22 protein-coding genes and 1 pseudogene are annotated in these 22943 nt (G+C 70.7%); 5 read left to right on the plus strand and 18 right to left on the minus strand.

Annotated features, from left to right (window positions below; genetic code table 11):
- The first annotated feature begins 161 nt into the window (after positions 1-161).
- Positions 162-1955, plus strand: coding sequence for a BTAD domain-containing putative transcriptional regulator (locus tag AB0J39_RS14890; RefSeq protein ID WP_363464409.1), 1794 nt, complete (start codon positions 162-164; stop codon positions 1953-1955).
- Positions 1956-2017: 62 nt separating this feature from the next.
- Here the strand turns inward: AB0J39_RS14890 and AB0J39_RS14895 are convergent, their stop codons facing one another.
- From AB0J39_RS14895 to AB0J39_RS14920, 6 genes are all read right to left on the minus strand, one after another.
- The gene (locus AB0J39_RS14895) at positions 2018-2194 is read right to left on the minus strand and encodes a hypothetical protein (protein ID WP_363464411.1); all 177 of its coding nucleotides are present in this window, start codon (positions 2192-2194) and stop codon (positions 2018-2020) included.
- A gap of 99 nt (positions 2195-2293) precedes the next feature.
- A complete protein-coding gene (locus AB0J39_RS14900; RefSeq protein ID WP_363464413.1) occupies positions 2294-2758 on the minus strand; it encodes a S26 family signal peptidase in 465 nt (154 codons plus the stop codon).
- A complete protein-coding gene (locus tag AB0J39_RS14905) occupies positions 2755-4650 on the minus strand; it encodes an ABC transporter ATP-binding protein (protein ID WP_363464415.1) in 1896 nt (631 codons plus the stop codon). Before AB0J39_RS14905 ends, AB0J39_RS14900 begins: the two co-directional genes overlap by 4 nt.
- Positions 4651-4685: 35 nt before the next feature.
- Entirely contained in the window at positions 4686-5228 is a 543-nt protein-coding gene (locus AB0J39_RS14910; protein ID WP_363464417.1) for a hypothetical protein, read from the minus strand.
- A 15-nt stretch (positions 5229-5243) separates the two neighbouring features.
- The gene (locus tag AB0J39_RS14915) at positions 5244-5807 is read right to left on the minus strand and encodes a MauE/DoxX family redox-associated membrane protein (RefSeq protein WP_363464418.1); all 564 of its coding nucleotides are present in this window, start codon (positions 5805-5807) and stop codon (positions 5244-5246) included.
- Between the two features lie 158 nt (positions 5808-5965).
- Positions 5966-6226, minus strand: a complete 261-nt coding sequence (locus AB0J39_RS14920; RefSeq protein WP_363464420.1) for a hypothetical protein — start codon at positions 6224-6226, stop codon at positions 5966-5968.
- Between the two features lie 240 nt (positions 6227-6466).
- Here AB0J39_RS14920 and AB0J39_RS14925 point away from each other — a divergent pair, with 240 nt between their 5' ends.
- On the plus strand, positions 6467-7858 hold the full coding sequence (locus AB0J39_RS14925; RefSeq protein ID WP_363464421.1) for a penicillin-binding transpeptidase domain-containing protein: 1392 nt from the start codon (positions 6467-6469) through the stop codon (positions 7856-7858).
- Between the two features lie 173 nt (positions 7859-8031).
- On the opposite strand, the gene AB0J39_RS14930 is transcribed toward AB0J39_RS14925, so the two are convergent.
- Both AB0J39_RS14930 and AB0J39_RS14935 read right to left on the minus strand, forming a co-directional pair.
- A complete protein-coding gene (locus tag AB0J39_RS14930) occupies positions 8032-9105 on the minus strand; it encodes an FUSC family protein (RefSeq protein WP_363464423.1) in 1074 nt (357 codons plus the stop codon).
- A 144-nt stretch (positions 9106-9249) separates the two neighbouring features.
- A complete protein-coding gene (locus AB0J39_RS14935) occupies positions 9250-10641 on the minus strand; it encodes a hypothetical protein (protein ID WP_363464424.1) in 1392 nt (463 codons plus the stop codon).
- Positions 10642-11090: 449 nt separating this feature from the next.
- On the opposite strand from AB0J39_RS14935, the gene AB0J39_RS14940 reads away from it, so the two are divergent.
- The gene (locus AB0J39_RS14940) at positions 11091-12293 is read left to right on the plus strand and encodes a tetratricopeptide repeat protein (protein ID WP_363464426.1); all 1203 of its coding nucleotides are present in this window, start codon (positions 11091-11093) and stop codon (positions 12291-12293) included.
- A gap of 100 nt (positions 12294-12393) precedes the next feature.
- On the opposite strand, the gene AB0J39_RS14945 is transcribed toward AB0J39_RS14940, so the two are convergent.
- On the minus strand, positions 12394-13557 hold the full coding sequence (locus tag AB0J39_RS14945) for an acyl-CoA dehydrogenase family protein (RefSeq protein ID WP_363464428.1): 1164 nt from the start codon (positions 13555-13557) through the stop codon (positions 12394-12396).
- A 226-nt stretch (positions 13558-13783) separates the two neighbouring features.
- On the opposite strand from AB0J39_RS14945, the gene AB0J39_RS14950 reads away from it, so the two are divergent.
- Positions 13784-15097 (plus strand): UDP-glucose/GDP-mannose dehydrogenase family protein, encoded by a 1314-nt coding sequence (locus AB0J39_RS14950; protein ID WP_363464429.1) that lies wholly within the window; start codon positions 13784-13786, stop codon positions 15095-15097.
- 41 nt (positions 15098-15138) lie between these two features.
- On the opposite strand, the gene purE is transcribed toward AB0J39_RS14950, so the two are convergent.
- The 3 genes from purE to AB0J39_RS14965 form a co-directional block, all read right to left on the minus strand.
- Entirely contained in the window at positions 15139-15642 is a 504-nt protein-coding gene (gene purE / locus AB0J39_RS14955; protein ID WP_363464431.1) for a 5-(carboxyamino)imidazole ribonucleotide mutase, read from the minus strand.
- Positions 15635-16747, minus strand: a complete 1113-nt coding sequence (locus AB0J39_RS14960; RefSeq protein ID WP_363464439.1) for a 5-(carboxyamino)imidazole ribonucleotide synthase — start codon at positions 16745-16747, stop codon at positions 15635-15637. Before AB0J39_RS14960 ends, purE begins: the two co-directional genes overlap by 8 nt.
- Positions 16748-16836: 89 nt before the next feature.
- Positions 16837-17826: a hypothetical protein gene (locus AB0J39_RS14965; protein WP_363464432.1), complete on the minus strand. Its 990-nt coding sequence runs from the start codon at positions 17824-17826 to the stop codon at positions 16837-16839.
- 243 nt (positions 17827-18069) lie between these two features.
- On the opposite strand from AB0J39_RS14965, the gene AB0J39_RS14970 reads away from it, so the two are divergent.
- Complete coding sequence (locus tag AB0J39_RS14970; RefSeq protein ID WP_363464434.1) at positions 18070-18588, plus strand: GtrA family protein; 519 nt, start codon at positions 18070-18072, stop codon at positions 18586-18588.
- Positions 18589-18595: 7 nt separating this feature from the next.
- On the opposite strand, the gene AB0J39_RS14975 is transcribed toward AB0J39_RS14970, so the two are convergent.
- The 6 genes and pseudogenes from AB0J39_RS14975 to AB0J39_RS15000 all read right to left on the minus strand — a co-directional run.
- Positions 18596-19864, minus strand: a complete 1269-nt coding sequence (locus AB0J39_RS14975) for an ATP-binding protein (RefSeq protein WP_363464435.1) — start codon at positions 19862-19864, stop codon at positions 18596-18598.
- A gap of 35 nt (positions 19865-19899) precedes the next feature.
- Positions 19900-20568 (minus strand): response regulator transcription factor, encoded by a 669-nt coding sequence (locus tag AB0J39_RS14980; protein ID WP_030451323.1) that lies wholly within the window; start codon positions 20566-20568, stop codon positions 19900-19902.
- A 258-nt stretch (positions 20569-20826) separates the two neighbouring features.
- Positions 20827-21309 (minus strand): bacterioferritin, encoded by a 483-nt coding sequence (gene bfr / locus AB0J39_RS14985; RefSeq protein ID WP_363464436.1) that lies wholly within the window; start codon positions 21307-21309, stop codon positions 20827-20829.
- Positions 21310-21323: 14 nt separating this feature from the next.
- Positions 21324-21503, minus strand: coding sequence for a (2Fe-2S)-binding protein (locus tag AB0J39_RS14990; RefSeq protein WP_142616586.1), 180 nt, complete (start codon positions 21501-21503; stop codon positions 21324-21326).
- Positions 21504-21656: 153 nt separating this feature from the next.
- Entirely contained in the window at positions 21657-22742 is a 1086-nt protein-coding gene (locus tag AB0J39_RS14995; RefSeq protein ID WP_363464437.1) for an S-(hydroxymethyl)mycothiol dehydrogenase, read from the minus strand.
- A gap of 10 nt (positions 22743-22752) precedes the next feature.
- Positions 22753-22943 (minus strand): annotated as a pseudogene (locus AB0J39_RS15000) (adenylate/guanylate cyclase domain-containing protein); the annotation flags it as partial.

Genomic DNA, 22943 nt, shown 5'->3' on the forward strand with positions numbered 1-22943 from the left:
CTGTTCCGGACGCTCACGCACCTTGTGGGAGCCCACACGGACGGCGATCTTCGTTGTGCTTTCCTCAGACGTTCCTCCCGAGACGCCTACGGAGGTCCTTTCGTGCATCGATCACCCGGCTGGGAACCGCCGTCCGCCTCCTCGGGCCCGCGGAGGGCGGGATGAACCTCCGGTTCCGGTTGCTGGGCCCGATCGAGGTCAGGAGGGACGACAGGCCGGTCCCGCTCGGCTCACCCAAGCAGCGCGCCCTGCTGACCGCGCTGCTGCTCGAACCCAACCGGGTCGTGTCGATCGACCGGCTGGTCATGGCTGTCTGGGACGAGGAGCCGCCCCGCTCCGCCGTCGCCAACGTCCGCACCTACGTCAACCGGCTGCGTCGCGCGCTCGAAGACGGCGATCGGCTGACGGCCCGGCCGCCCGGCTACGTCCTCGCCGTGCGGGCCGGCGAGCTCGACGTGACCGAGTTCGCCGATGCCCTGCGCCAGGGCAAGAAGGCGCTGTCCGCCGGGCAGCCGGAGGCGGCGCTGCGGCACCTGTCGGCGGCCCTCACGTGCTGGCGGGGCGCGCCGGCCGAGGACGTGCCCAGGACGGCGGCGCTCGGCCCGCGCCTGGACGCGCTCGCCGAGCAGCGCTGCCTGGCCCTGGAAGCGCGGGCCGAGGCCCGTCTCACGCTGGGCGAACACGCCGACGCCGTGCCGGAGCTCCGCGAGATGGTGGCAGCCCATCCCACCAGGGAGCGGCTGTGGGGCACCCTCATGCTCGCGCTGTACCGCACCGGGGACTCCGCGGCGGCGTTGTCCGCCTACGGACAGGCGCGCACGTTCCTGGCGGAGGAGCTGGGCGTCGAGCCCGGGCCGGAGCTGGCCGGGCTGCACCGGAGCGTACTCAACCGGGACCCCGCGCTCTTGGCGGTCCCCGTGGTTCCCGCCCGCGATCCGTCCCAGCCCGTGCCCGTGCCCAAGGCGGCGCCGGCCTCGGGTCCGGGATGTCTCGTGGGCCGGGACCCGGAGCTGGAGGATCTCGTGGCCGCGATCGCCGCCTCTCCCCCGCGGCCCGTCGCCGTACACGGCCCCGCGGGAGTGGGGAAGTCGGCCCTGGCCCTGCACGCCGTCCGGGCGGCGGCGCCGGACTTCCCCGGCGGCGTGCTCCACGTCGACCTGCGATCCCTGCCCAGGCCCGGCGCGTACGAGACGCTGGCGCGGCTGCTGAGCCTGCTGGGACTGCCGGGCGACCGGATCGCCCCGGACCTCGACGACGCGGTGCTCCAGTTCAGGACCGCCACGGAGGTCAAGCGCGTGCTGGTCCTCATCGACAACGCGACCGGCGAAGGGCAGCTGCGCCCTTTGATCGGCGCGTGTCCGGGGTGCCAGTTCGTGGTCACCAGCAGGGCCGTGCTCGCGGCGCTCGACGATGTCGTCCACCTGCCCCTCGCTCCCCTCACCGACGACGCGGCGTACGAGCTGCTGTCCGGGCTCTGCGGCCGGGACCGGGTCGACCCCGAGCAGGTGCGGAGAGTGGCCCGGCTCTGCGACAACCTGCCGCTCGCGCTGCGGATCGCGGGCAAGCGACTGGCCGTGCGGCGGGAGTGGACGCTGGCGGCGTTCGCCGACATGCTGGCCGACGAGGAGCACCGGCTCGACCTGCTGACCTGCGGTGACCTCTCCGTGCGGGGCGCCCTCGACCTCGACTACCAGGCCCTGCGGCAGTGCGAGGGGACGGCGGACGGCAGCGCGCTCGCCCTGTTCCACCGGCTCGGCGAGCGAGGCGTGGCCGACTGCCGGTCGGCGATCGCGGCGGAGTTGCTCGGGTGCGACCGGCGTACGGCGTGGGCGGCGCTCGGCAGACTGGCCGATCTCCGCCTGATGAAGCCGGTGGCCCCCGACCACTACCGGATGAACGACCTCACCCGCCTGTACGCCATGGAGATCGCCCGAACCACCGCGGCCTCCATTTGAGGAGATGGATTGATGCGAGGGCGGAGCGCCCCGCGTGCGATGGGGCGCTCCGCCGTGCTCGTCTAACAGAGGTACTGCCACGTAGTGCAGTAGCGGCCGCCGGGAATCTCCGACCCGGTGCAGCAGTAGCGCCGGACGCAGGTCGAACCCTCGTACCAGCAGTTGATCGCCTCAGCGCGGGTGGCCGGGACCAGCCGGGCGACCATCCGGTCCGCCAGCCGCTGAATCGTCCGTGTCATTCAGTTCCTCCTTCTTGAAGAACTCCGTTGCCCGGCCGACATTAGGAGCGGCTCCGATCACGGACATACCACCGCGATACATGGGGTCCTGTATCCGCTTCATCTGAATCCCGTGTGCAGCCGCCTGATCACGACACCCGTGATTCTGCTTTCGGGGAGGAGACCCCACTGCCGGGAATCGGTGCTGCGCGACGGGTTGTCCCCGAGGACGAGCAGCCGTCCCGGCGGCACGCGGGCCTCTCCCGATCCCTCGAACTCCGGCGGAACCGGGTCCCCGGCCACGGCCGCGGCCCGCTTGATCACCAGATTCGTGCCGCCGTCGAGCGTGAAGCCCTCTCCCGGGCCCACCCGGGAGATGACGACGACGTCCCCGCGCCGGACGCGCCGGACGCGCCGTCCGGGCCGTCCGGGTCGCAGCCTCCGTACGAGGACCCGGTCACCGGACCGCAGGGCCGGTTCCATGCTCTCCCCGTGCACCTCGACGACGTGCAGGGTCCGCCGGATCGCCGTCACGGCGGCGGCCGGGAGCGCCGCCGCGAGAAGGACGAGCAGGACCGGTGTCATCGCGCCCCCGAGAGCCGGTCGTGCGGGGCGCCCACGTCCCGGTCCTCCGGCTGCCGGTATCCCTCCGCCTGCAGGGTGAACAGGTGGGCGTATATTCCGCCACGCCCCAGCAGCTCGGCGTGCGCGCCCTGCTCCGCGACCTGTCCGCCGTCGAGGACCACGATGTGGTCCGCGTCGCGCACCGCGCCGAGACGATGACTGATCAGCACGCTCGTGCGCCCGCGGCGGTGCTCCCTCAGGCCCTGGTGGATCTCGTGCTCCGCCTCGGCGTCGAGGCCCGAGCTGGGCTCGTCCAGGATCAGCAGGTCCCGCTCGCCCCGCAGGTAGGCACGGGCGAGGGCGAGCCGCTGCCACTGCCCGCCCGACAGGTGGACGCCCGTCGCGGCGCCGCCGTCCTCCGCACCGCCGTCCTCCGCACCGCCGACTTCTGCGTCGGCGTCTTCTGGGTCGGCGTCTTTGGGGGGAACGGCGAAGACCCGCGACAGCATGGTGTCGTACCCCCGGGGCAGGCCGCTCACGGCGCCGTGCGCGCCCGCCCGCCGCGCGGCCGCCTCGATCCTCCCCCGATCGTCGAGCGCGGCGAGATCGCCGAGGCCGATGTTCTCGGCCGCGGTCATGTCGTACTCCATGTAGTCCTGGAACACCGCCCCGATCCGGGCGCGAAGCTCAACCGGGTCCATCTCCCTGAGATCGACCCCGTCCCAGCGAATCGAGCCACGTTCGGGGTCGTACATCCGGCACAGGAGCTTGACCACGGTGCTCTTGCCCGCGCCGTTCCTCCCGACGAGCGCCACCGCCGTGCCGTACGGGATGGCCAGGTTCACGCCGCGCAGGGCCCAGGGGTGGCCGGGCGAGTAGCGGAACCACACGTCGTCCAGCTCGATCCCCCGGCGCAGCGGGCCGGCCCGCCGGGGCCGGGCCGGGACCGGCAGGTCCGGCTCGGCGTCCAGGACGGCGAGGTAGTGGCCGAACAGCAGCACCTGCTGGTGCGCGGTGACGAGTTCGACGACGAGACCGCTCACCGCCGCCTGGACTCCGGCGACGGCCGCGACGAACAATGCCACGTCGCCGACCCCGCCCGTGCCGTTCGCGGCGGAGACGAGAATCCACAGCAGGCCGCCCCCGGCCGCCAGCGCCGCCGTGGTCCCGGTGACGGCCTGGACGCCGAGCTCGCGCCGGTCGGTACGGCTCCGCTCGGCGTTCGCGGCCCGCCTCTGGGCGTTCATCAGCCCGCGCAGGTGCGCCCCGATGCCGAAGAGCCTAAGCTCCTTGGCCGCCCGGACGTTGACGAGAAGCTCGCCGAAGAAGAACTCGCGGCGCTCGACCGGGCCGATGCCCCACAGCATCGCGGCACGCCGCCGGGACAGCCAGAGCTCCGCGGCCAGGGACGGCGCCGCCGCCCCCACCACCAGGACGGCCATCCACGGATTTATCGTCACAAGGGAGACGAGGAACCCGGCACCGGTCAGCACCGTCCTGGCGCCGCCCAGGGCGGCGGAGACCACCATGCCCGGGGTCGCTCCGCCGTACTGCTGCGCCATCCGAATCCGGTCGAGGAACGCGGGGTCCTCGAACCTGGCGAGGCCGACGAACCGCTCGGTGGATCGGAAGAGTCGGTCCTGGGCGACGAGGCCGACCCTGCGCCCGCTCTCGTCCCTGACGTACTGGACGACCTGCGGCCCGAGCGCCGTCAGCACCCCGCACCCGGCGAGCGCGGCGCCCAGGGCCGCGGTCACGCCGGCCTCGGCCCGGCCGCCGGCGATCTCGTCGAGCACCAGCTTGGTGCACCAGGCGATCGTCACCGGCAGGGCGGCCATGAGCATGCTGAGGACGGCGAAGGCGCTGGTCAGTCCCCTGCTCGCCCGCCAGGCCATGCCGAGAGCGGTGACCACCGCCCGCGCTCCGGCATGGCCCCGCGCCCGCGCCTTCACGCGTGCGCGGGAATCTTGCCGAGGTCGTCGATAGTGGTCCCGCTCGCTACGACCCTCTTACGCTCGTCGACCAGGGCGAGGGACGGGAAGCCCTTCACCTGCAACGCCCCGGTCAGGCCGGTGCCGTACTCCTCGATCAGCACCAGGGCGACCGGCTCCAGCGTCTGCCGCTGGTCCGCCACCTCCTCCTCCGTGCCGACGAGCACGGCGAGCACGTTGCCGCGTCCTCCCGGGTAGGTCCGCGCGTGCTCGGCGAACTGCGGCAGGCGGTCGTGGCAGGCGGAGCAGTCGGGTGAGAAGACGCCGACGAGGACCGGCTCGGTCAGCGTCCCGTCGGAGACGTGGACGCCGTCGGTGCTCACGGCGGAGAAGCCGCCGATCGTCGCACCGGGCGGGAGCACGATCGGCGGGGACGCCACCGGCCGCGCCGACAGCATCGCCTGGTGCTCCCGCAACCGCCGGATCACCCCGACCGTCAGCACCAGGTCGATCAGGCACAGGACGCCGACGCCCAGCACGAGCGCTGTCAGGAACGGCATGAGGGGGTACCTCCGTCAGGGTGTACTGGTGAACAGACCGGCGATCTCACCGGTCGCCGACAGCAGGACCGCCGTGGCTCCGGCCGCGAGCGCGACCGCGGCGAGCCCCGCCGGCCCGAGGTCCGTGAGGACGGCTCCGCTCCCGCCCACGACCGCCTCGGTCGCGGACAGGACCGCTCCGGCCGCGGCCGCGACGACGAGCACGGCGTTGCGTGCGAGATGACCGGGACCGACCGGAACGGCGGAGGCGCCGAAGCAGCGGCAGGGGACCCGTCGGCCGCGCCGCAGCGCGACGAGGATGGCCACGCTGAAGGCCGCGAGCAGCCCCAGTGCGACGCAGAAGCCGGCGAGCACGGTGGGCCCCCAGGCCAGCAGCGGCGCGACGGCGGCCTCGGCGGCGGCGACGAGCGCCGCGACGGGCCTGACGCGCCGGGCCGGGAGGAGCGTGAGCGCGCGGGTGGCCGCCGTGAACTCCTCGTACGCCGTCCGCCCACGCAACTTGCTTACGGCGGACATGAGGAAGACGATCCCCGTGAGCAGCCGGCAGAAGGCGAAGAGATAGGCCACGGACGTCCTCATCCCCGGTCGGTCGGGCGGGTCGCCCTCCACGCTAGGAACCGCCGCCGGACGTGGGATATACGACGGCTACACGCCGCGATGTATCGGCCCGCGCGGACTGCCGTTGTCTCCTGCGTGCTTGTGGCCTGGAGCGTTGCGCCGGGCGGAGGGGACGGTGGTCATGGCGTCCACCCCAGGAACGCCTCGCCGGCCGAGAGGCCGCCCACCCATGCGCCGACACCGAGGAGGGGCACCGCCAGGCCCCAGGCGGAGCGCCTGCGCACGGCCCACACGGCCACGCCCAGCAGCCCCGCCCACACCACGAGAAGAACGACGATCGCCCAAAGGGGCGCGACCAGCCCGCTCGACAAGTAGAACGGCAACAGGAACAGCTGACCGACCAGTCCCAGCCAGCTGACCACTCGGGATACCAACGCCACCTCCGGCAGTCGGACGCCGTCGCGACTCACCCACCGTACCGATGATCCGCGTGGCAACCGGCGCCACAGCGGAAACGGCGACCAGCGTGATCCGGCGGGCGAAATTCACCGGCAGGGCACGCGCATGCCGATTTCCGGCGATACCCCCATCCGGAAGGCCGCGCGATTCCTGGCGGTTGTCCGCGCTTCGTCGTTTCGACGATGATTCAGAATCGCATCAGGTGTTTTGAGGGGGCAACGATGAAGGGGATTCTGGTTTTCCTGGGCATCGCGGCGGTGGGCGCGTTCGCCGCGGTTCTGCTGTTGTTACGTCCGGACGGCGCAGGCGAGCAACCCGTGGCCGCCGGTGCCACCGTCGCGGCCTCGGGTGCCACCCCCGCGACGTCGGGTGCCACCCCCGCGGCGTCGGGTGCCACCCCCGCGGCCTCCGCTTCCACCGTGGCCGGCGAAAGTGTGTTGCTGGACGCCGAGGGCGTCGTCATCGAGGAGTTGTCCGGCGACTGCGCGGACAGCGGGTATCCCTACCTCTGCCGGTACGTCAGACAGCGGCTTCTCGCCGAGGATCCGCGACTGCTCGCCCGCGACGGCCTGACGATCCGGACGACGATCGACCGGCGGCTCCAGCGGGCCGCGCAGCGGGCCGTGGACGCCCACGTTCACCGCGAGGACGCACAGATCGCCACCCAAGTCATGATCGCGCCGGGTGAAGGCGCCATCAGGGCCATGGCCGCCAGCCGCGACCCTGCCGACGGGCCGGGCTTCCAACAGGGCACGACGGCGATGCCCTACACCCTGGCCGCCGCGCTCGCCGCCGGCTTCCGATTCGACGACGGCTTCCACGTCGGCGACGAATACCGCGCCCAGGGCCTTTCGAGGTTCAAAGACTGTGCGGGCAACGCTGTCGGCGATACGCATGTCGCCGTCCATAACCGGAAGAAGGGCGGAGACCGGCTCGTCACCCTGCGATCCGGCACCCGAGACGCGGTGAACACCTTCTACATGAAATTGGAGGAGCAGGTCGGCCTGTGTGAGACCGTCAAGATGGCCCAGCGGCTCGGGTTGCGGAGCGCCGATGGGAAGCCATTTCGTGAGTTCGAGACGTTCACGATCGGCATCACCGAGGCCGATCCCGTCTCGGTGGCCAACTCCTACGCGAGCCTCGCCGCCCGCGGCCGCTTCTGCGAGCCAAGGGTGATCACGGAGATCCGGGACGGCTCGGGCGTCCTGCGCACCTTCCCATCGCACTGCGCGCAGGTCCTCGACCCGGCGGTCGCCGACGCGGTCACCGCAGTGCTGTCGGACGTCCTGGCGAAGAGCACGCTCAAGGGCATCGGCCGCGACGCGGCGGGCATGCCCGGCGAGGGGGACGCCCACCGAACCGCCTGGTACGCCGGTTACACCCCTGACCTGGCCTCGGCCGTCAGTCTCGGCGACACGCGCGGCGCGCTCCGGCACCCGATGATCGACGTCACCATCGGCGGCCGTCACTACGCCCGCGTGGGAGGAACGTCGATTCCCGGGCTCATCTGGAAGAAGGCGATGACCGAGGCGGTGCGGGGGACGCAGGAGAGCCGCTTCACCCCACCGGACACCGGGCGCTTCGGCGGCTGCCACAACGCCTGCCCGAACTGACCGCGTCCCAGACATCGCGGAAATACCGCCGCTGGCGTCTCGGCCGTTGAAGCCCACGAGTCACGGCGGTGCCCGTCCAGCTGGTCGTCGACGACGATCTGCGGCAGCGGGTCGCCCGCTGGTCCCCGCACTGGCGGCGCGACGGATGGACGCCGCCGGAGGAGGCGCCGGCCTCAGCCGCGCATGCTCTCGTCGCTCAGCTCGTTCAGCGGGGTCAGCGCGGCCGAGGCTTCGTCGTGACCCATCCCGGTCGCCTCCAGGAGGTCGACGGCGATGGAGCGCAGCTGCGCGAGGATGACGTTCGCCGAGAAGCCCAGGTTCTTGGGCCGCTCCCGCGCGGCGACGGCGAGCAGCGCCTGCCTGGCCAGCATCGGTTCGCGTCCGGCCCCCAGTTCGAGCTGGAGCAGCAGCGCCGCCTCCGAGACTTCGCGCAGCACCTCGGCCAGCGCGACCGGCGGCGGGCTGGGCTCCCCCATCGCCGCGAGCGTACGGCGGACCAGCACCCGTGCGTTGCGCAGCGCCAGGTCCACCGGTACTGCGGCGGTCTGATACCCGGCCAGCCTGACCCGGTGATGCCACCGCAGCGGCGAGATCCTGATGATCTCCTTGCTGTTCTCCAGCGCCGCCGCGAACTCCTCGACCGCGGTCTGGGTTCTGCGTCCGCACTCCAGTGCCTCGGCGGCCAGGTCCGCATCGCCCTTCTCGATCGCCTCAGCCGCCTGTTCCAGCACGGTGGAGAACGCGTCCAGCACGCCGGACAGGTGTTTGCCCGCGATGGTGAGCGGGCTGGCGGGCAACAGGGCGACCGCGACGATGCCGACGATGCCGCCGGTGAGCGCGTCGGCCATCCGGTCGAGGCCGCCGACGTCCGCGCCCGGCACCAGCATGGCGACCAGCACCGCGGACGATCCGACCTGCGACACGAACAGCTCGCTGCTGTTCAACAGCCACGCGACCGTCATCGCCAGCGCGATCACGAGCGCCAGCTGCCAGGGGCCCGAGCCGATCCAGGACACCAGCAGGTCGCCGACGCCCACGCCCAGGCTGACGCCGATCACCAGCTCGGCCAGCCTGCGCAGCCGCTGACCGAGCCCTATGCCGACACAGATCATCACGGAGATGGGCGCGAAGAGAGGGTGAGCGTGGCCGAGCAGATGAACGGCGACGAGCCAGGCCAGCGCGGCGCCCACGGCGCACTGCGCGATGGAGGGCCCGATCAGATTGAACGTGCCCAGCCGTTTCCTCACCTGATCACCGAGCCACGTTCGCACTCCTCCCACGATGGCGGATCTTTATGACATTGGGATCACATTTGCCCCGAATTCTTCTGATTCGGCCCGGTTCGGCCGAGATCGAGCACCGACCCTCACAGGCGCCCGCGAGCCGATCGATCAGGAGTGCCGGCCGACGACGAGGCGGCCGGGCTTGTAGCGGACGAAGGCGGCCCCGCCGAGGTTCAGCGACAGAGCGGAGCGCTGCAGGACGGCGGGCTCGGCGACGTCGCCCCAGCGGCCGGTCGTGACCCGCCTGTCGATCGCCCGCACACCCGCGACGATCTCCGCGGTGGTGAAGGCGCAGTGGCCCTGGCGCGCGACGTACGCCTGCCGGAGCAGCCGATCGTCACCTGCCGCCCGGACCCGTTCGGCGAACGCCGCCTCCTGCTGCACCGGGACGAGCTCGTCGGCGATGGTGTGCAGGTTGAGCAGCGGCACCGCGAGGCTCTGACCGGCGGTGGAGGACGCCTGCAGCCTGCGCCGCGCCCCCGGGTCGGCGCGCAGGCGGGCGCCGCGGGTCAGGATGGCCAGGTCGGCGCGCAGGTCGAGGCCGGCCTTGCGATACAGCGCCCGCACCTGGCCGGCGTGCTCGGAGTCGCGCAGCAGCGCCGCGTAGTCGAGCCCGGCGTTCCAGGACGTGTTGCCCCCGGCGGACTGCTCGATGGACCAGCGGCCGTGCTCGATGAACCCCAGCACCCCTTGGGAGAGCCAGGCGAACTGCTGGGCTTCCTGCCCCTCGGGATCGCCGGCCGCCGGCGGGTCCTGGCCGGGCGCCCAGTCGCTCTGGTTGAGATAGGCGGCGGCGAGCGCGATCCTGGCCCGTCCCTGCGGGGTGGCCTGCGCGGCGATCACGGCGTCGGTCAGCCGCTGCGCCGTCGCGGCGGCGTCCGCGGCGTCGGCGAACCCGGTGAGCCGTACGTCCTGGCCGGGCAGCAGCAGCGAGGCGATCGTGTACTCGGCGTCGTACTGGTAGTCGTCCAGGTCGACGCCCCCCGCGACAAGGCCGCACAGCCCGAGGGCCCCGTCGACGCGGCCGGCTCCGTCGCGGGCGATCTGGGCGTTGACCAGGCCGCCCATGGACAGCCCGACCGACAGGGTGCGGGACGGCCGGCGGACCGTACGGGCGAAGGCGTCGAGGGTGGCGAACTGGTCGCGTTCGGCGCTGTTCAGCGCCCACCACGAGCCCTGCGGGTCGAACGAGGAACCGGCGAGCGCGTAACCCTCCGCGAGGAGGGCCGTACGGGCCTCGTCGGAGGGCGCGTTCTGCGCGACGAGCGGACCATAGCCGTGGCTGAACAGCAGGAGCGTGCCGTTCCAGTCGGCGGGCACGTCGGCGATCCAGGTGGCGCCGTCCGCGAGGGTGCCGGACAGGTGCGAGGGGGTGGCGGCCGCAGCGGTGGTGCCGGTCCGAGTGTCCGTCGCGGCCCCGGCGGGTCCGGTCAATGTGGCCGCAACGAGGGCGAGAGAGCCGGCGACGGCGGCGGGAATGCGAAGGAGGCGTCGAGGCACGAAGGCGCTCCGTTCCCGGGAAAGGAGGGTGTCCCTGTGAGTGCGGAACCCCCTGAAACTAGGGCAATATTTTGACCACCGTCAAGAGCATGCCGAACGTTCGTCGAAGTTGAGCGGGGCTGGGTGAACCGCACCAGGTTACGGCCGCCCCGGCGAATACGGACGGCACCGACCTACCCGATCGGAAGGACCGTTTCCTATTGAAAGGTCCGTGGCCGATGGGGATGAGCGGTGGGTGCGCAGCCGCGCGCACACCCATGCCAGGCGTCGGCGATTCGGCCAGTGAATTGGGGCTCTTCTCGCTCACCGATTTCCCACTTCTCCGCGCCTCGCCGCGCAAGCACACAAGGGACTGCCACTGGAAATAGTGACCATATTGGCAGCAGCACTGTTTATGCGATTAATGTGGCATTAGCGTCCCTCTTCGGTATGCGAATCAGGAGAGGCCTATGACAGAGCGGGAAGATCTCCTGCAAGCGCTACAGGAGCGGCTGCAACGGGTCACCGCCGGACGGAGCCTGTCTCCGGTGCTGGAAAAGGCCGCTGTCGCGCAAGCCGAGCAACTCGTCGCGACCCTCCGCGGCGACGCGACCGATCTGCAGGTGATGCATCTGCTCGGCTGGCTGAACTGGTATCGCTACCTGGCCCTGCCCAAAGGACGGGACCGTGCGGCTCTGGAGGCCTCGATCGATCTGTTCACCCCTTGCTTCATGAACGGTATCGAGGCGTTCGCTCCCCGATTCAGGCACGGCAGCGAACTCCTGCCCGAACCGCTGCTGCCCATCCTGGCCGAACAAGCGGTTCCCACCGCGACAGAACTCCTCGGGTGGGTGCGCGGCACGGCTGATCCGGAAATGCTGTCGGCCACGATTCAGCTGTGGCGGCGCATCCTGAGCGCCACTCCCGCCGATCACTCCAATCGTGCCGTGCGCGTATCCAATCTGGGGATCGCGCTGCAGACCCGGTTCGAGTGCACCGGAGCCATCACGGACCTGGACGAGGCGATTCAGTATCTCCAGCAGGCGGTCCGAAGCACCCCCGTCGACCATCCCGTCCGCGCCATGTACCTGTTCAACCTGGGGACCATGCTGCAGACCCGGTTCGAGCGCACCGGAGCGATGACGGACCTGGACGAGGCGATCCGACGACTCCAGCAGGCCGAGCAGGCCATCCCCGCCGACCACCCCGACCGCGCCATGTACCTGCACGCCCTGGGAAGCCTGCTGCAGACCCGGTTCGAGCGCACCGAAGCGATGACGGACCTGGACGAGGCGATCCGATGGGGGCGCCAAGCCGTTCAGACCGCCCCCGCCGACCACCCCGCCCGTGCCGCGATACTCAACGATCTGGGGATCGCGCTGCGATACCGGTTTGACCGCACCGGCGTGATGGCGGATCTGGACGAGGTGATCCGACAACTCCGGCAGGCGGTCCGGACCATCCCCGCCGACCACCCCAGCAGCGCCATGTACCTGTCCAATCTGGGGGGCGCGCTGCAGAGTCGGTTCGAACGCACCGGAACGACGGCGGACCTGGACGAGGCGATCCAACTACTCCAGCAGGCGGTCCGGATCACCGCCGCCGACCACCCCAACCGCCGCATTTATCTAAACAATCTGGACACCGTGCTGCAGATCCGGCGGGAAATCTGAATCCGCTGGTGCTGACGCGCCTTCCGCGCCCGCAGACCACTCAGTCCGCCGAGAACCCCGCCCGCCGAATCGGTCAGGCGAGGTTCTCGCACGTCAGGGGTTACTTGAGGAGCTGGCGGGCCATGACCATGCGCTGGATCTGGTTGGTGCCCTCGTAGATCTGGGTGATCTTGGCGTCGCGCATCATGCGCTCGACCGGGAACTCGCGCGTGTACCCGTACCCGCCGAGGAGCTGGACGGCGTCGACGGTGATCTCCATGGCGGCGTCGGAGGCGGCGCACTTGGCGGCGCTGGAGAAGAACGTGAGGTCCTTGACCGGGGTGCCGTTCATGGCCAGCTCCGACTTGGCCGCGGCGGCGTAGGTGAGCTGCCGGGCGGCCTCCAGCTTCATGGCCATGTCGGCGAGCATGAACTGCAGGCCCTGGAAGTCGGCGATCGGCTTGCCGAACTGCTTGCGCTCCTTGACGTACCCGACCGCGTAGTCGAGCGCGCCCTGGGCGATGCCGAGCGCCTGCGCGGCGATCGTGACGCGGGTGTGGTCGAGCGTGGCCAGCGCGGTCTTGAACCCGGTGCCCGGCTCGCCGATCATCCGCGAGGCCGGGATGCGGACGTTCTCCAGGATGACCTGACGGGTCGGCGAGCCCTTGATGCCCAGCTTCTTCTCCTTGGGTCCGAACGACACGCCCTCGTCGTCCTTCTCCACCACGAACGCGGAGATGCCCCGGGCGCCGGCCGAGGGGTCGGTCACGGCCATGACCGTGTAGTACTCCGACACGCCGGCGTTGGTGATCCACATCTTGGTGCCGTTGAGCACGTAGTGGTCGCCGTCGCGCTGGGCCCTGGTCTTCATCGAGGCGGCGTCCGAGCCCGCCTCCGGCTCGCTCAGGGCGTAGGAGAACATGGCCTCCCCGCGCGCGACCGGCGTCAGGTAGCGCTGCTTGAGCTCCTCGGACGCCGACAGCAGCAGGGGGACGGTGCCCAGCTTGTTGACGGCCGGGATCAACGACGACGAGGCGCACGCGCGGGCGACCTCCTCGATCACGATCACGGTCGCGAGCGCGTCCGCACCCGCCCCGCCGTACGCCTCGGGGATGTGGACGGCATGCAGGTCGGCGGCGACGAGGTCCTTGTAGACCTCCCAGGGGAACTCCTCGTTCTCGTCGGCCGCCGCGGCACGCGGGGCGATCTTCTCGTCGGCGAGGGCCCGGACCGTCTCGCGGAGCATGTCGTGCTCCTCAGCGGGCGCGTAGAGAGGGAAGCTCATAGCGCGATACTAGGACGTCCGACTAGAAAGTTACCAGTCAGTACGGCAGCCTTCCTGACAGAACTCCCTGACAGGGGCGGGGAACCGGATCGCCCGGCGTCGACCGGGCGGGCCGAGAGCCGTACCGTGGGGGCCAGGGCGCCGGTTTGCCCAGGTGGCTCACAGGGCAGTTGACTGGGCCGGTACCATGCCAGATCACAAAGAGTCGGTAAGAGGGGAGCATGCCGTGCCGTACCGCCTCACTGTGCTGGGGACCGGATACCTGGGTGCTACGCACGCGGCGTGCATGGCCGAACTGGGCTTCGAAGTGCTCGGTCTGGATGTGGACCAGAGCAAGGTCGAACGGCTGCAGCGCGGTGAGCTGCCGATCCACGAGCCCGGCCTTGAGGAGCTGCTCCGCCGCAACCTCGACTCGGGCAGGCTGCGCTTCACAAACTCGTACGAGGAGGCGGCGAGGTTCGGCGACGTCCACTTCATCTGTGTGGGCACTCCCCAGAAGAAGGGCGAGTACGCCGCCGACGTCTCCTACCTCGACGCGGTGGTCGAGTCGCTGGCCCCCTACCTCGACCGCGAGTGCCTGGTCGTGGGCAAGTCCACCGTGCCCGTCGGCACCGCCGAGCGCCTCGCGGACAAGCTCGTACGGCTCTCGCCCGCCGGCATGCAGGTGGAGCTGGCCTGGAACCCCGAGTTCCTGCGTGAGGGCTTCGCGGTGCAGGACACGCTCCGCCCCGACCGGATCGTCCTCGGGGTCGCCTCCGAGCGGGCCGAGAAGGTGCTGCGGGACGTCTACGCGCCCCTGGGCGAGGTCCCGATCGTGGTGACCGACTTCGCCACGGCCGAGCTGGTGAAGTCGGCCGCCAACGCGTTCCTGGCCACGAAGATCTCGTTCATCAACGCCATGGCCGAGGTCTGCGAGGCCGCCGGCGGCGACGTCACGCAGCTGGCGCAGGCGCTGTCGTACGACGAGCGGATCGGTGGCAGGTACCTCGCCCCCGGCCTCGGCTTCGGCGGCGGCTGCCTGCCGAAGGACATCAGGGCGTTCACGGCCAGAGCCGACGAGCTGGGCGCCGCGCAGGCGCTCGCCTTCCTCCGCGAGGTCGACGAGATCAACTTGCGGCGCCGCACCCGGACGGTCGAGCTCACCCGGGAGGTCCTGGGCGGGGCGTTCGACGGTCGCAGGGTCGCGGTGCTGGGAGCGGCGTTCAAGCCCAACTCCGACGACATCCGCGACTCGCCGGCGCTCGACGTGGCCGTGAAGATCGCCGAGCAGGGCGGGCAGGTCACGGTCTACGACCCGGTGGCACTGCCGAACGCGCGGGCGGCCCATCCCCACCTCGGGTACACCGAATCGGCCATGGAGGCCGCCCGGGGGGCCGAGGTCGTGCTGCTGCTCACCGAGTGGCAGGAGTTCGTCGGCCTCGACCCCGAGGAGCTGGGAGCGATCGTCGCGGCACGCGTCGTGGTCGACGGCCGCAACGCGCTCGACGCGGAGACCTGGCGGGACGCCGGCTGGGACTACCGCGCCCTCGGCCGCCCCTGACCGAGTCCCCCTACTGACCCCGGGCTGCCTACCGGCGCCGCCTACCGACCGAGCTGGGCCGCCTCGGCGCGCAGCCGCTCGCCCTTGGCGTGCGCCTGGTCCCGGAGGGCGGCCTGGAACTCCTCCATCCGCCGCCGCAGCCCCTCGTCCGACGCCGCCAGGATCCGTACGGCGAGCAGTCCCGCGTTGCGGGCCCCGCCGACGGCGACGGTGGCCACGGGCACCCCGGCCGGCATCTGGACGATCGACAGCAGCGAGTCCATGCCGTCCAGGTATTTGAGCGGCACCGGGACGCCGATCACGGGCAGCGGGGTGACCGAGGCCAGCATGCCCGGCAGGTGGGCCGCGCCGCCCGCGCCCGCGATGACCACCTTCAGTCCGCGCCCGGCCGCACGGGAGCCGTACTCGATCATCTCGGCCGGCATCCGGTGCGCGGAGACCACGTCGGCCTCGAAGGACACGCCGAACTCGGCGACCGCCTCGGCGGCCTGGCGCATCACCGGCCAGTCCGAGTCGCTCCCCATGACGATCCCGACGTCAGGCATCCTCAGGTCCTCTCAGGCAGGTGACGGCGTGGTGAGCGCGGGCCCGCACCTCGTCGAGGTCGGTCCCGAGGGCGGTGACGTGCCCGATCTTGCGGCCGGGCCGGACGTCCTTGCCGTAGAAATGGATCTTGATGCCCGGGTCGTTGGCCAGCACGTGCTCGTACCGGGAGTACACATCGGGGTCGGGTCCGCCGAGCAGGTTGGCCATGACGACGACCGGCGCGGCCATCGACGGCGACCCGAGCGGCAGGTTGAGCACGGCCCGCAGGTGCTGCTCGAACTGCGAGGTGCGGGCGCCCTCGATCGTCCAGTGGCCGCTGTTGTGCGGGCGCATGGCCAGCTCGTTGACGACGAGCCCGGTTTTCGTGACGAACATCTCGACCGCGAGCAGCCCGGTCACGCCGAGGTCGCGGGCGATCGTGAGCGCGACGCGCTGGGCGTCGCCCGCCTCCTCCTCGCTCATGTCCGGCGCGGGCGCGATGACCTCGACGCAGATGCCGTCCTTCTGGACGGTCTCGACCACGGGATAGCTGACGCCCTGACCGTGCGGGGACCGGGCGACCAGCACGGCGACCTCCCGCTCGAACGGGACGAACGCCTCGGCCAGCATCTCGACACCGGTGGCGAGCGCCTCGCGCGCCTCCTCGGGCGAGGCGCAGACCCACACGCCCCGGCCGTCGTAGCCGCCGCGTACGGCCTTCAGCACCACCGGCCAGCCATGCTCCGCGGCGAACGCTTCGACGCCGGCCACGTCGCTCACCCGGGCCCAGGCCGGGCACGGCGCGCCGATCGCGGTGAGCCGCTCCCGCATGACCGCCTTGTCCTGCGCGTGGACCAGGGCGTCGGCCCCGGGGTGCACGGCGTACCCGTCGGCGGCCAGGGCCCGGATGTGCTCGGTCGGCACGTGCTCGTGGTCGAAGGTGACGGCGTCGCACCCCTTGGCGAACTCCCGGAGGTCGGCCAGGTCGCGGTAGTCGCCGAGCCGGGTGTCCACGATCACCTTGGCGGCGCTCTCGTCACGGGTGTTCGCGAGCACGCGCAGGTCGACGCCGAGCGCGATGGCCGCCTGCTGCGTCATCCTCGCGAGCTGGCCCGCGCCGACCATGCCCACCACGGGCGCGGTCACGGGCTTCGAAGGGGGAACGTTCGGGCTGTTCACGACACGTCAGCCTACCTATTGCGCGCGAAGAACCGTCAGCCGGAGCCCTCGTCGGAATCCGCCGTGAGATCGGCGAGGACCCGCCGCATGCCGACCGTCGTCATCGTGTTGTCCTTCGCCACCTTGGTGGCCAGCACGAGGATCTCACTGCCGGTGACGGACGTGGACGTGCCGCCCGTGAAGGCGCGTACGTCGGCGCTCCGGTAGCGGGGATGGGCCAGGGAGGAACGGCCGGAGCCGGGCTTCTGTGTGAAGACGACACGCAACGCGTGGAACACCAGCGACCCGCCGCCGGGCAGCGCGAGCGCGCGGGCCGGTCCCTCGATGCGCACGTCCGTGGACAGGTGATCGGGGCGGACCCTGCCGGGGGCCCGGACCAGTTCCGCGAGCAGGCCGCGCATGGGGTCGCCGGAGGCGAAGCGCACCCCGCTGACCCCTTTTCCGTTCACCCCCGCGGGGTCGGTCAGGAACGCCACGTGCCGGGTGGGCGCGAGCCGCGCGCCGACGGCCGCGGCCGGGTCGGCCATGGCGTCGGTCACCTCGCCCTCGACACCGCCCTCCACCACCCGGGGAGTTTTCCCCACGACCGGGATCGGCCCGGCGCCGAGCCGCCATCGGCCGTCCGCCCGGACGAAGACCAGGTAGACGGGCTCGGGCTTCCTGGCGAGCACGGCGAACCAGGCGCCGTCCTCGCCGTCCTGCCGGGCGGGCAGCAGGAACTCCGGATCCCGGTAGCCGGGCGGACCGGGCACGGCGAGTCCCTCGCGCGCGGCCGCGCAGACACGGCCGCCGATGGTGCTCTCCACGCCGGTCGTCAGGTGCTCGATCTTGGCGCAGTCCTCGTCCCTCCAGGCCTCGGACAGGTCGCCGAGGCCGTCGAAGGCCGCCTGCGCCTCGGCCGTGGTGACCTCGACGGTCGCCGGGGACGTGTCACCGGGCTCGGCCGGGGTCTCGCGCACGCCCTCGGTCCCACACCCCGCGAGCAGGACGAGGCCGAGACCGAGGGTCGTGATTGTCCGCAACACGATGAAAGGCCACCCCTCCAGAACGCGCGCGCCCCCGAACGAAGTGATCCTGGTCGGGCGAGAGCGTAGTGCGAAGAGCGCCCAGTCATCCCAGATAGCAGGATTTTTCTTGAAATGTTCTTTGGTGACCTGGGACGAAGCGGGCCAAGGTTGCGGCAAGACCCCGATTTGTGCCTCCTACCGGTAGCCTGAGAAGACCTCGCCGCCGACCATGGCCGCTGAACAGGAAGGACCGTACGGGACGTGCAGTTTCTTCGAAGCGCCTACGAGCGGTTCTCCACGCTCATCCACGAGTTGATCAAGTTCGGCTTGGTGGGCGCGATCGCGTTCGTCATCGACTTCGGCGGTTCCAACCTGCTGACGTTCGGCGTCGGCCTGGGCCCGATCAAATCGAAGGTCATCTCGACAATCGTCGCCGCCACGTTCGCCTACGTGGGCAACCGTTTCTGGACCTACCGCCACCGCCAGCAGAGCGGCCTGGCGCGCGAGTACGTCCTGTTCTTCGTGCTCAACGGCATCGCGCTCATACCGCCGATGATCACCATTGGGTTCAGGACCTACTCACTGGGCATGCACGACCTCCTGAGCTACAACATCGCCCAGGCCGTCGGCGTGGCGATCGGCACGCTGTTCCGCCTCTGGTCGTACAAGAAGTGGGTGTTCCTGGCGGCCCCCGAACTGACCGAGCAGAGCGCGGATGGGGCCGGCGTACGGCCCCACCCCGAGGTGAAGGCACAGGCCGACCCCCTCACCACCCGCTGAAACCCCGTCACGCGGGGCCGCTCACCACCCGGTGACGGTCGTTGTCGCGGGTGTGCCGTAAGAAGATGGCGAAGGTCGCCGGGCGGCGCTTGACGAGCTCCAGCCGCCCGCCGTCGGCCGCGACCAGCGCGCGGGCGAGGGTGAGCCCCAGGCCCGTGCCGCCTCCTCCGCTCACGCTCCGCTCGAACACCCGGTGGCCGAGGGCCTCCGGGATGCCCGGGCCCTCGTCGGCCACCTCGATCACCACAGACCTGCCCGTACTCGATGTGTTGATCGTCAGTACGCCGTCGCCGTGCTTGAGGGAGTTCTCCAGCAGGGTGGACAGCACCTGGCTGAGCCCGCCGGTCGTGCCGAGGGCGCGCAGGCCGCGGTCGCCCGCGAGCACCAGCGACCGATGGGCCCGGCGGAACGCGGGCTCCCACTCGACGATCTGCTGCCCCACCACGTCGTCCACGTCGATCGGCTCCGCCTGGGCGTGCCGCTGCCTGCGGGCGGCGGCCAGCAGTTCGTCGATCACCGCCGTCAGCCGCTCGACCTGCACCACGGCCGCCTCGCCCTCCTCGCGGACCACCTCGGGCTGGTCGGCCGCCGCGACGATCTCCTCCAGGCGCATGCTCAGCCCGGTCAGCGGCGTACGCAGCTGGTGGGAGGCGTCGGTCGCGAACTCGCGCTCCCGCGCGAGCAGGTCGGAGATCCGCAGCGCACTGCGGTCCAGCACCTCGGCCACGAGATCCAGCTCCGGGATGCCGTAGCGGTGCCTGCTCGGCCTGGCGTCGCCCGAGCCCAGCCGCTCCGCGATCCTGGTGAGATCTTGGAGCGGCAGGCTCAGGCGACGCGAGGTGACGGTGGCCAGACCGATCGCGGCCCCGAGGGCCACGACGGCGAGCGCCATGATGAGCACCAGCCGCGCCTGGGTGTCCTGTTGGATCTGGGCCGCGTCACGGCTGACGCGTACGTATCCGTTCTCGGAACGCGCCTCCTCGGTCAGGTCGCGGCCCACCGGAGGAGGCGCACCCACGACGATCGGCGGGTTCCCGCGGACGAACACCTGGAGGTATCGGTCCGGGTAGTTCCGCGCGAGCTGGTCGGGACTGATCTCCTGCCGCTGGCTGACGGAGTACTCCACTCCGAGCAGCAGCCGGTTCGCGTCCGTCCTGAGCTCCTGGGCGACCTCGTCGTTGATCAAACGCACGACGACCACGCCCAGGGGCACGCCTAACAGCAGTACCGCGATGACCGCGACGAGCAGCATGGAGGAAAGCAGGCGCCGGCGCACGTGCTAGCCCCTCCCCCGCAACCGCCCCACGGCGGCTACTCGCGCTCGAAACGGAAGCCGACCCCTCGGACTGTCGTTATGTACCGCGGCTTCGCCGCGTCGTCGCCGAGCTTGCGGCGCAGCCACGAGATGTGCATGTCCAGTGTCTTGGTCGACCCCCACCAGTTCGTGTCCCACACCTCACGCATGATCTGCTCACGGGTGACGACCTTGCCGGCGTCCCGTACGAGCACGCGCAGCAGGTCGAACTCCTTGGTGGTCAGGTGCAGTTCCTTGTCTCCCATCCAGGCCCGGCGCGAGTCGGCGTCGATGCGGACGCCTTGCACCACCGGGGTCTCCGAGGTTCCGCGCCGGAGCAGGGCCCGCACGCGGGCGAGCAACTCCGCCAGGCGGAACGGCTTGGTCACGTAGTCGTCGGCCCCGGCATCGAGACCGACGACGGTGTCGACTTCGTCGACGCGGGCGGTGAGGATCAGGACCGGAGTCCCGTGCCCCTCCGCGCGAATGCGGCGCGCGACCTCGAGCCCGTCCATCTCTGGAAGGCCGAGGTCGAGAACAATCAGGTCGACGCCCCCCGACAAGGCCCTCTCCAGGGCCTGCGGGCCATCCGGGCTCACCTCCACCTGATAGCCCTCCCGGCGCAGGGCACGCGCCAGCGGCTCGGATATCGAGGTGTCATCCTCGGCGAGAAGTACGCAGGTCATGGTGCGATCGTAGGACCTTAAGCGATCGTTTCCCGGCTACAGCGCGCCTTTTGACTTGTCGTTGACCCATCAATTGACCTGGGCAAACACTGATAAATCCGGGATAGTCAGCACGCAAGCGACGCGATCTTCTACCCTATTCTCGACCATTTAGAACATCGTCGCAGGAAATCGGATGAGGGCATGAAAAACGCCCGCCGAAACGATGACGGCGGGCGTTGTCCATCTGAATTCCCGTGCAGCCCCGGGTATGACGGCTCAGGAGGACGACGGCGGCTCGGCGTACCGCTGAAGGTACAGCTGCTCGCCCAGGCTCTCCAGGAGGCCGAGCTCGGTCTCCAGATAGTCGATGTGGTGCTCCTCGTCGGCCAGGATGCGCTCGAAGAGCGTCGCCGAGGTGATGTCTCCCCGCTCCCGCATGAGGGCGATCCCCGGCCGCAGACGCTTGACCACGCCCAGCTCCAGCTCGAGGTCCGCCTCAAGCTGCTCCCTGACCGTCTGGCCGATGTGCAGGGTGTTGAGCTTCTGGTAGTTCGGCAGACCCTCCAGGAACAGGATCCGGTCGGTGAGTTCCTCCGCGTGTCGCATCTCGTCGATGGACTCCGCCCGCGTGATGGCGGCGAGCTTCGTATATCCCCAGGTCTCCTGCAGCTTCGCGTGCAGGAAGTACTGGTTGATGGCCGTCAGCTCGGAGGTGAGCTGCTCGTTGAGCAGCGCGATGATCTCTTTGTCGCCCTGCATGTAGCTTCCTCGATCTATGCGCTGGTTACCAGGTCCTCTGACCGTTTCAGGATCGCACAGATCTTCCGGACACAAGACGCGCAGTCCCCCCCTGCCCCTGTGGCATCCCGCACCTGGCGGGCCGTCCTCGCCCCGTCGGCGATGCAGTCGTGCACCTCGCTCTCGGTGACGGCGCGGCAGATGCAGACGTACATGGGTCGCCTCTCAGAGGATCATTAGGAAGGTTAGGCATACCTAAGATAACTCACTTTGGTAAGGCTTGCCTATGTGACCCGAAGCACGAAAAAGAGGACGGTGCCGCTCCACACGGCACCGCCCCCTTCCAGGACCGGCTCCCCGGAACCCGATCAGAACACCACGACCGACCGCAGCACCTCCCCGCGGTGCATCTTGCCGAAGGCCTCCTCGACCTGGTCGAGGCCGATGGTCTCGGTGACGAACCCGTCGAGGTCGAGCCGGCCCTGCAGATAGAGGTCGATCAGCATGGGGAAGTCCCGGCTGGGCAGGCAGTCGCCGTACCAGGAGGACTTGAGCGCTCCGCCGCGGCCGAAGACGTCGAGCAACGGCAGTTCGAGCTGCATCTCCGGGGTCGGCACGCCGACCAGCACGACCGTCCCGGCGAGGTCGCGGGCGTAGAAGGCCTGCTTGTAGGTCTCGGGGCGGCCCACCGCCTCGATCACGACGTCCGCGCCGAACCCGCCGGTCAGGTCGCGGATCGCCTCCACCGGGTCGGTGTCCCGCGAGTTGACGGTGTGCGTGGCGCCGAAGCCGCGGGCCCAGTCGAGCTTGCGTTCGTCCACGTCCACGGCGATGATCGTCCGCGCTCCGGCGAGGTGCGCGCCCGCGATGGCCGCGTTGCCGACGCCGCCGCAGCCGATCACCGCGACCGTGTCGCCCCGTGTGACGCCGCCGGTGTTGATCGCGGCCCCGAGGCCGGCCATCACGCCGCAGCCGAGCAGGCCGGCGACGGCCGGCTTGGCCGCCGGGTTGACCTTCGTGCACTGCCCGGCCGCCACGAGGGTCTTCTCCAGGAAGGCCCCGATGCCGAGCGCCGGGCTGAGCGCGGTGCCGTCGGCCAGGGTCATCTTCTGCGCGGCGTTGTGGGTGTTGAAGCAGTACCACGGCCGGCCACGCAGGCAGGCGCGGCACTGCCCGCACACCGCCCGCCAGTTCAGGATCACGTAGTCGCCGGGCTCGACCTCGGTCACGCCCTCGCCGACCGCCTCGACGACTCCCGCGGCCTCGTGGCCGAGCAGGAACGGGAAATCGTCGTTGATGCCGCCCTCCCGGTAGTGGAGGTCGGTGTGGCAGACGCCGCAGGCCTGCACGTTGACGACCGCCTCGCCGGGTCCGGGGTCCGGCACGACGACCGTCTCCAGCGTCACCGCCTCTCCCTTGCCGCGCGCCACCACGCCCTGGACTTCGTACGGCATGTCCCGCACCTCAACTTTCTCGGCTGGATCTCCTCAGAACATACGGCTCCACCACGCCGAGCCCGCGCGCGGGACGGCGGCGGAGTTTGACCAGGTCGACGCCGGACGCCCCGGCGAGGCCCGCGGCCAGCTCGCTGTCGGCCAGGATCGTGCCCGGCCGCGCGATGGCCGTCAGCCGCGCCGCCAGGTTGACCGTCGTGC

The organism is Microbispora sp. NPDC049633 (assembly GCF_040675265.1).
In the GTDB taxonomy this organism is placed as follows: Bacteria; Actinomycetota; Actinomycetes; order Streptosporangiales; family Streptosporangiaceae; genus Microbispora; species Microbispora maris.

Excerpts from the sequence above, each read along its gene's own strand:
- AB0J39_RS14990 (WP_142616586.1), bottom strand. The coding sequence starts at position 21,503 with ATGTACGTCTGCATCTGCCGCGCCGTCACCGAGAGCGAGGTGCACGAC.
- purE (WP_363464431.1), bottom strand. The coding sequence starts at position 15,642 with ATGCCTGACGTCGGGATCGTCATGGGGAGCGACTCGGACTGGCCGGTG.
- bfr (WP_363464436.1), bottom strand. The coding sequence starts at position 21,309 with ATGCAGGGCGACAAAGAGATCATCGCGCTGCTCAACGAGCAGCTCACC.
- AB0J39_RS14895 (WP_363464411.1), bottom strand. The coding sequence starts at position 2,194 with ATGACACGGACGATTCAGCGGCTGGCGGACCGGATGGTCGCCCGGCTG.
- AB0J39_RS14995 (WP_363464437.1), bottom strand. The coding sequence starts at position 22,742 with ATGCCGTACGAAGTCCAGGGCGTGGTGGCGCGCGGCAAGGGAGAGGCG.
- AB0J39_RS14960 (WP_363464439.1), bottom strand. The coding sequence starts at position 16,747 with ATGGTCGGCGCGGGCCAGCTCGCGAGGATGACGCAGCAGGCGGCCATC.
- AB0J39_RS14980 (WP_030451323.1), bottom strand. The coding sequence starts at position 20,568 with ATGACCTGCGTACTTCTCGCCGAGGATGACACCTCGATATCCGAGCCG.
- AB0J39_RS14890 (WP_363464409.1), top strand. The coding sequence starts at position 162 with ATGAACCTCCGGTTCCGGTTGCTGGGCCCGATCGAGGTCAGGAGGGAC.
- AB0J39_RS14940 (WP_363464426.1), top strand. The coding sequence starts at position 11,091 with ATGACAGAGCGGGAAGATCTCCTGCAAGCGCTACAGGAGCGGCTGCAA.
- AB0J39_RS14925 (WP_363464421.1), top strand. The coding sequence starts at position 6,467 with ATGAAGGGGATTCTGGTTTTCCTGGGCATCGCGGCGGTGGGCGCGTTC.
- AB0J39_RS14900 (WP_363464413.1), bottom strand. The coding sequence starts at position 2,758 with ATGACACCGGTCCTGCTCGTCCTTCTCGCGGCGGCGCTCCCGGCCGCC.
- AB0J39_RS14945 (WP_363464428.1), bottom strand. The coding sequence starts at position 13,557 with ATGAGCTTCCCTCTCTACGCGCCCGCTGAGGAGCACGACATGCTCCGC.
- AB0J39_RS14910 (WP_363464417.1), bottom strand. The coding sequence starts at position 5,228 with ATGCCGTTCCTGACAGCGCTCGTGCTGGGCGTCGGCGTCCTGTGCCTG.
- AB0J39_RS14915 (WP_363464418.1), bottom strand. The coding sequence starts at position 5,807 with ATGAGGACGTCCGTGGCCTATCTCTTCGCCTTCTGCCGGCTGCTCACG.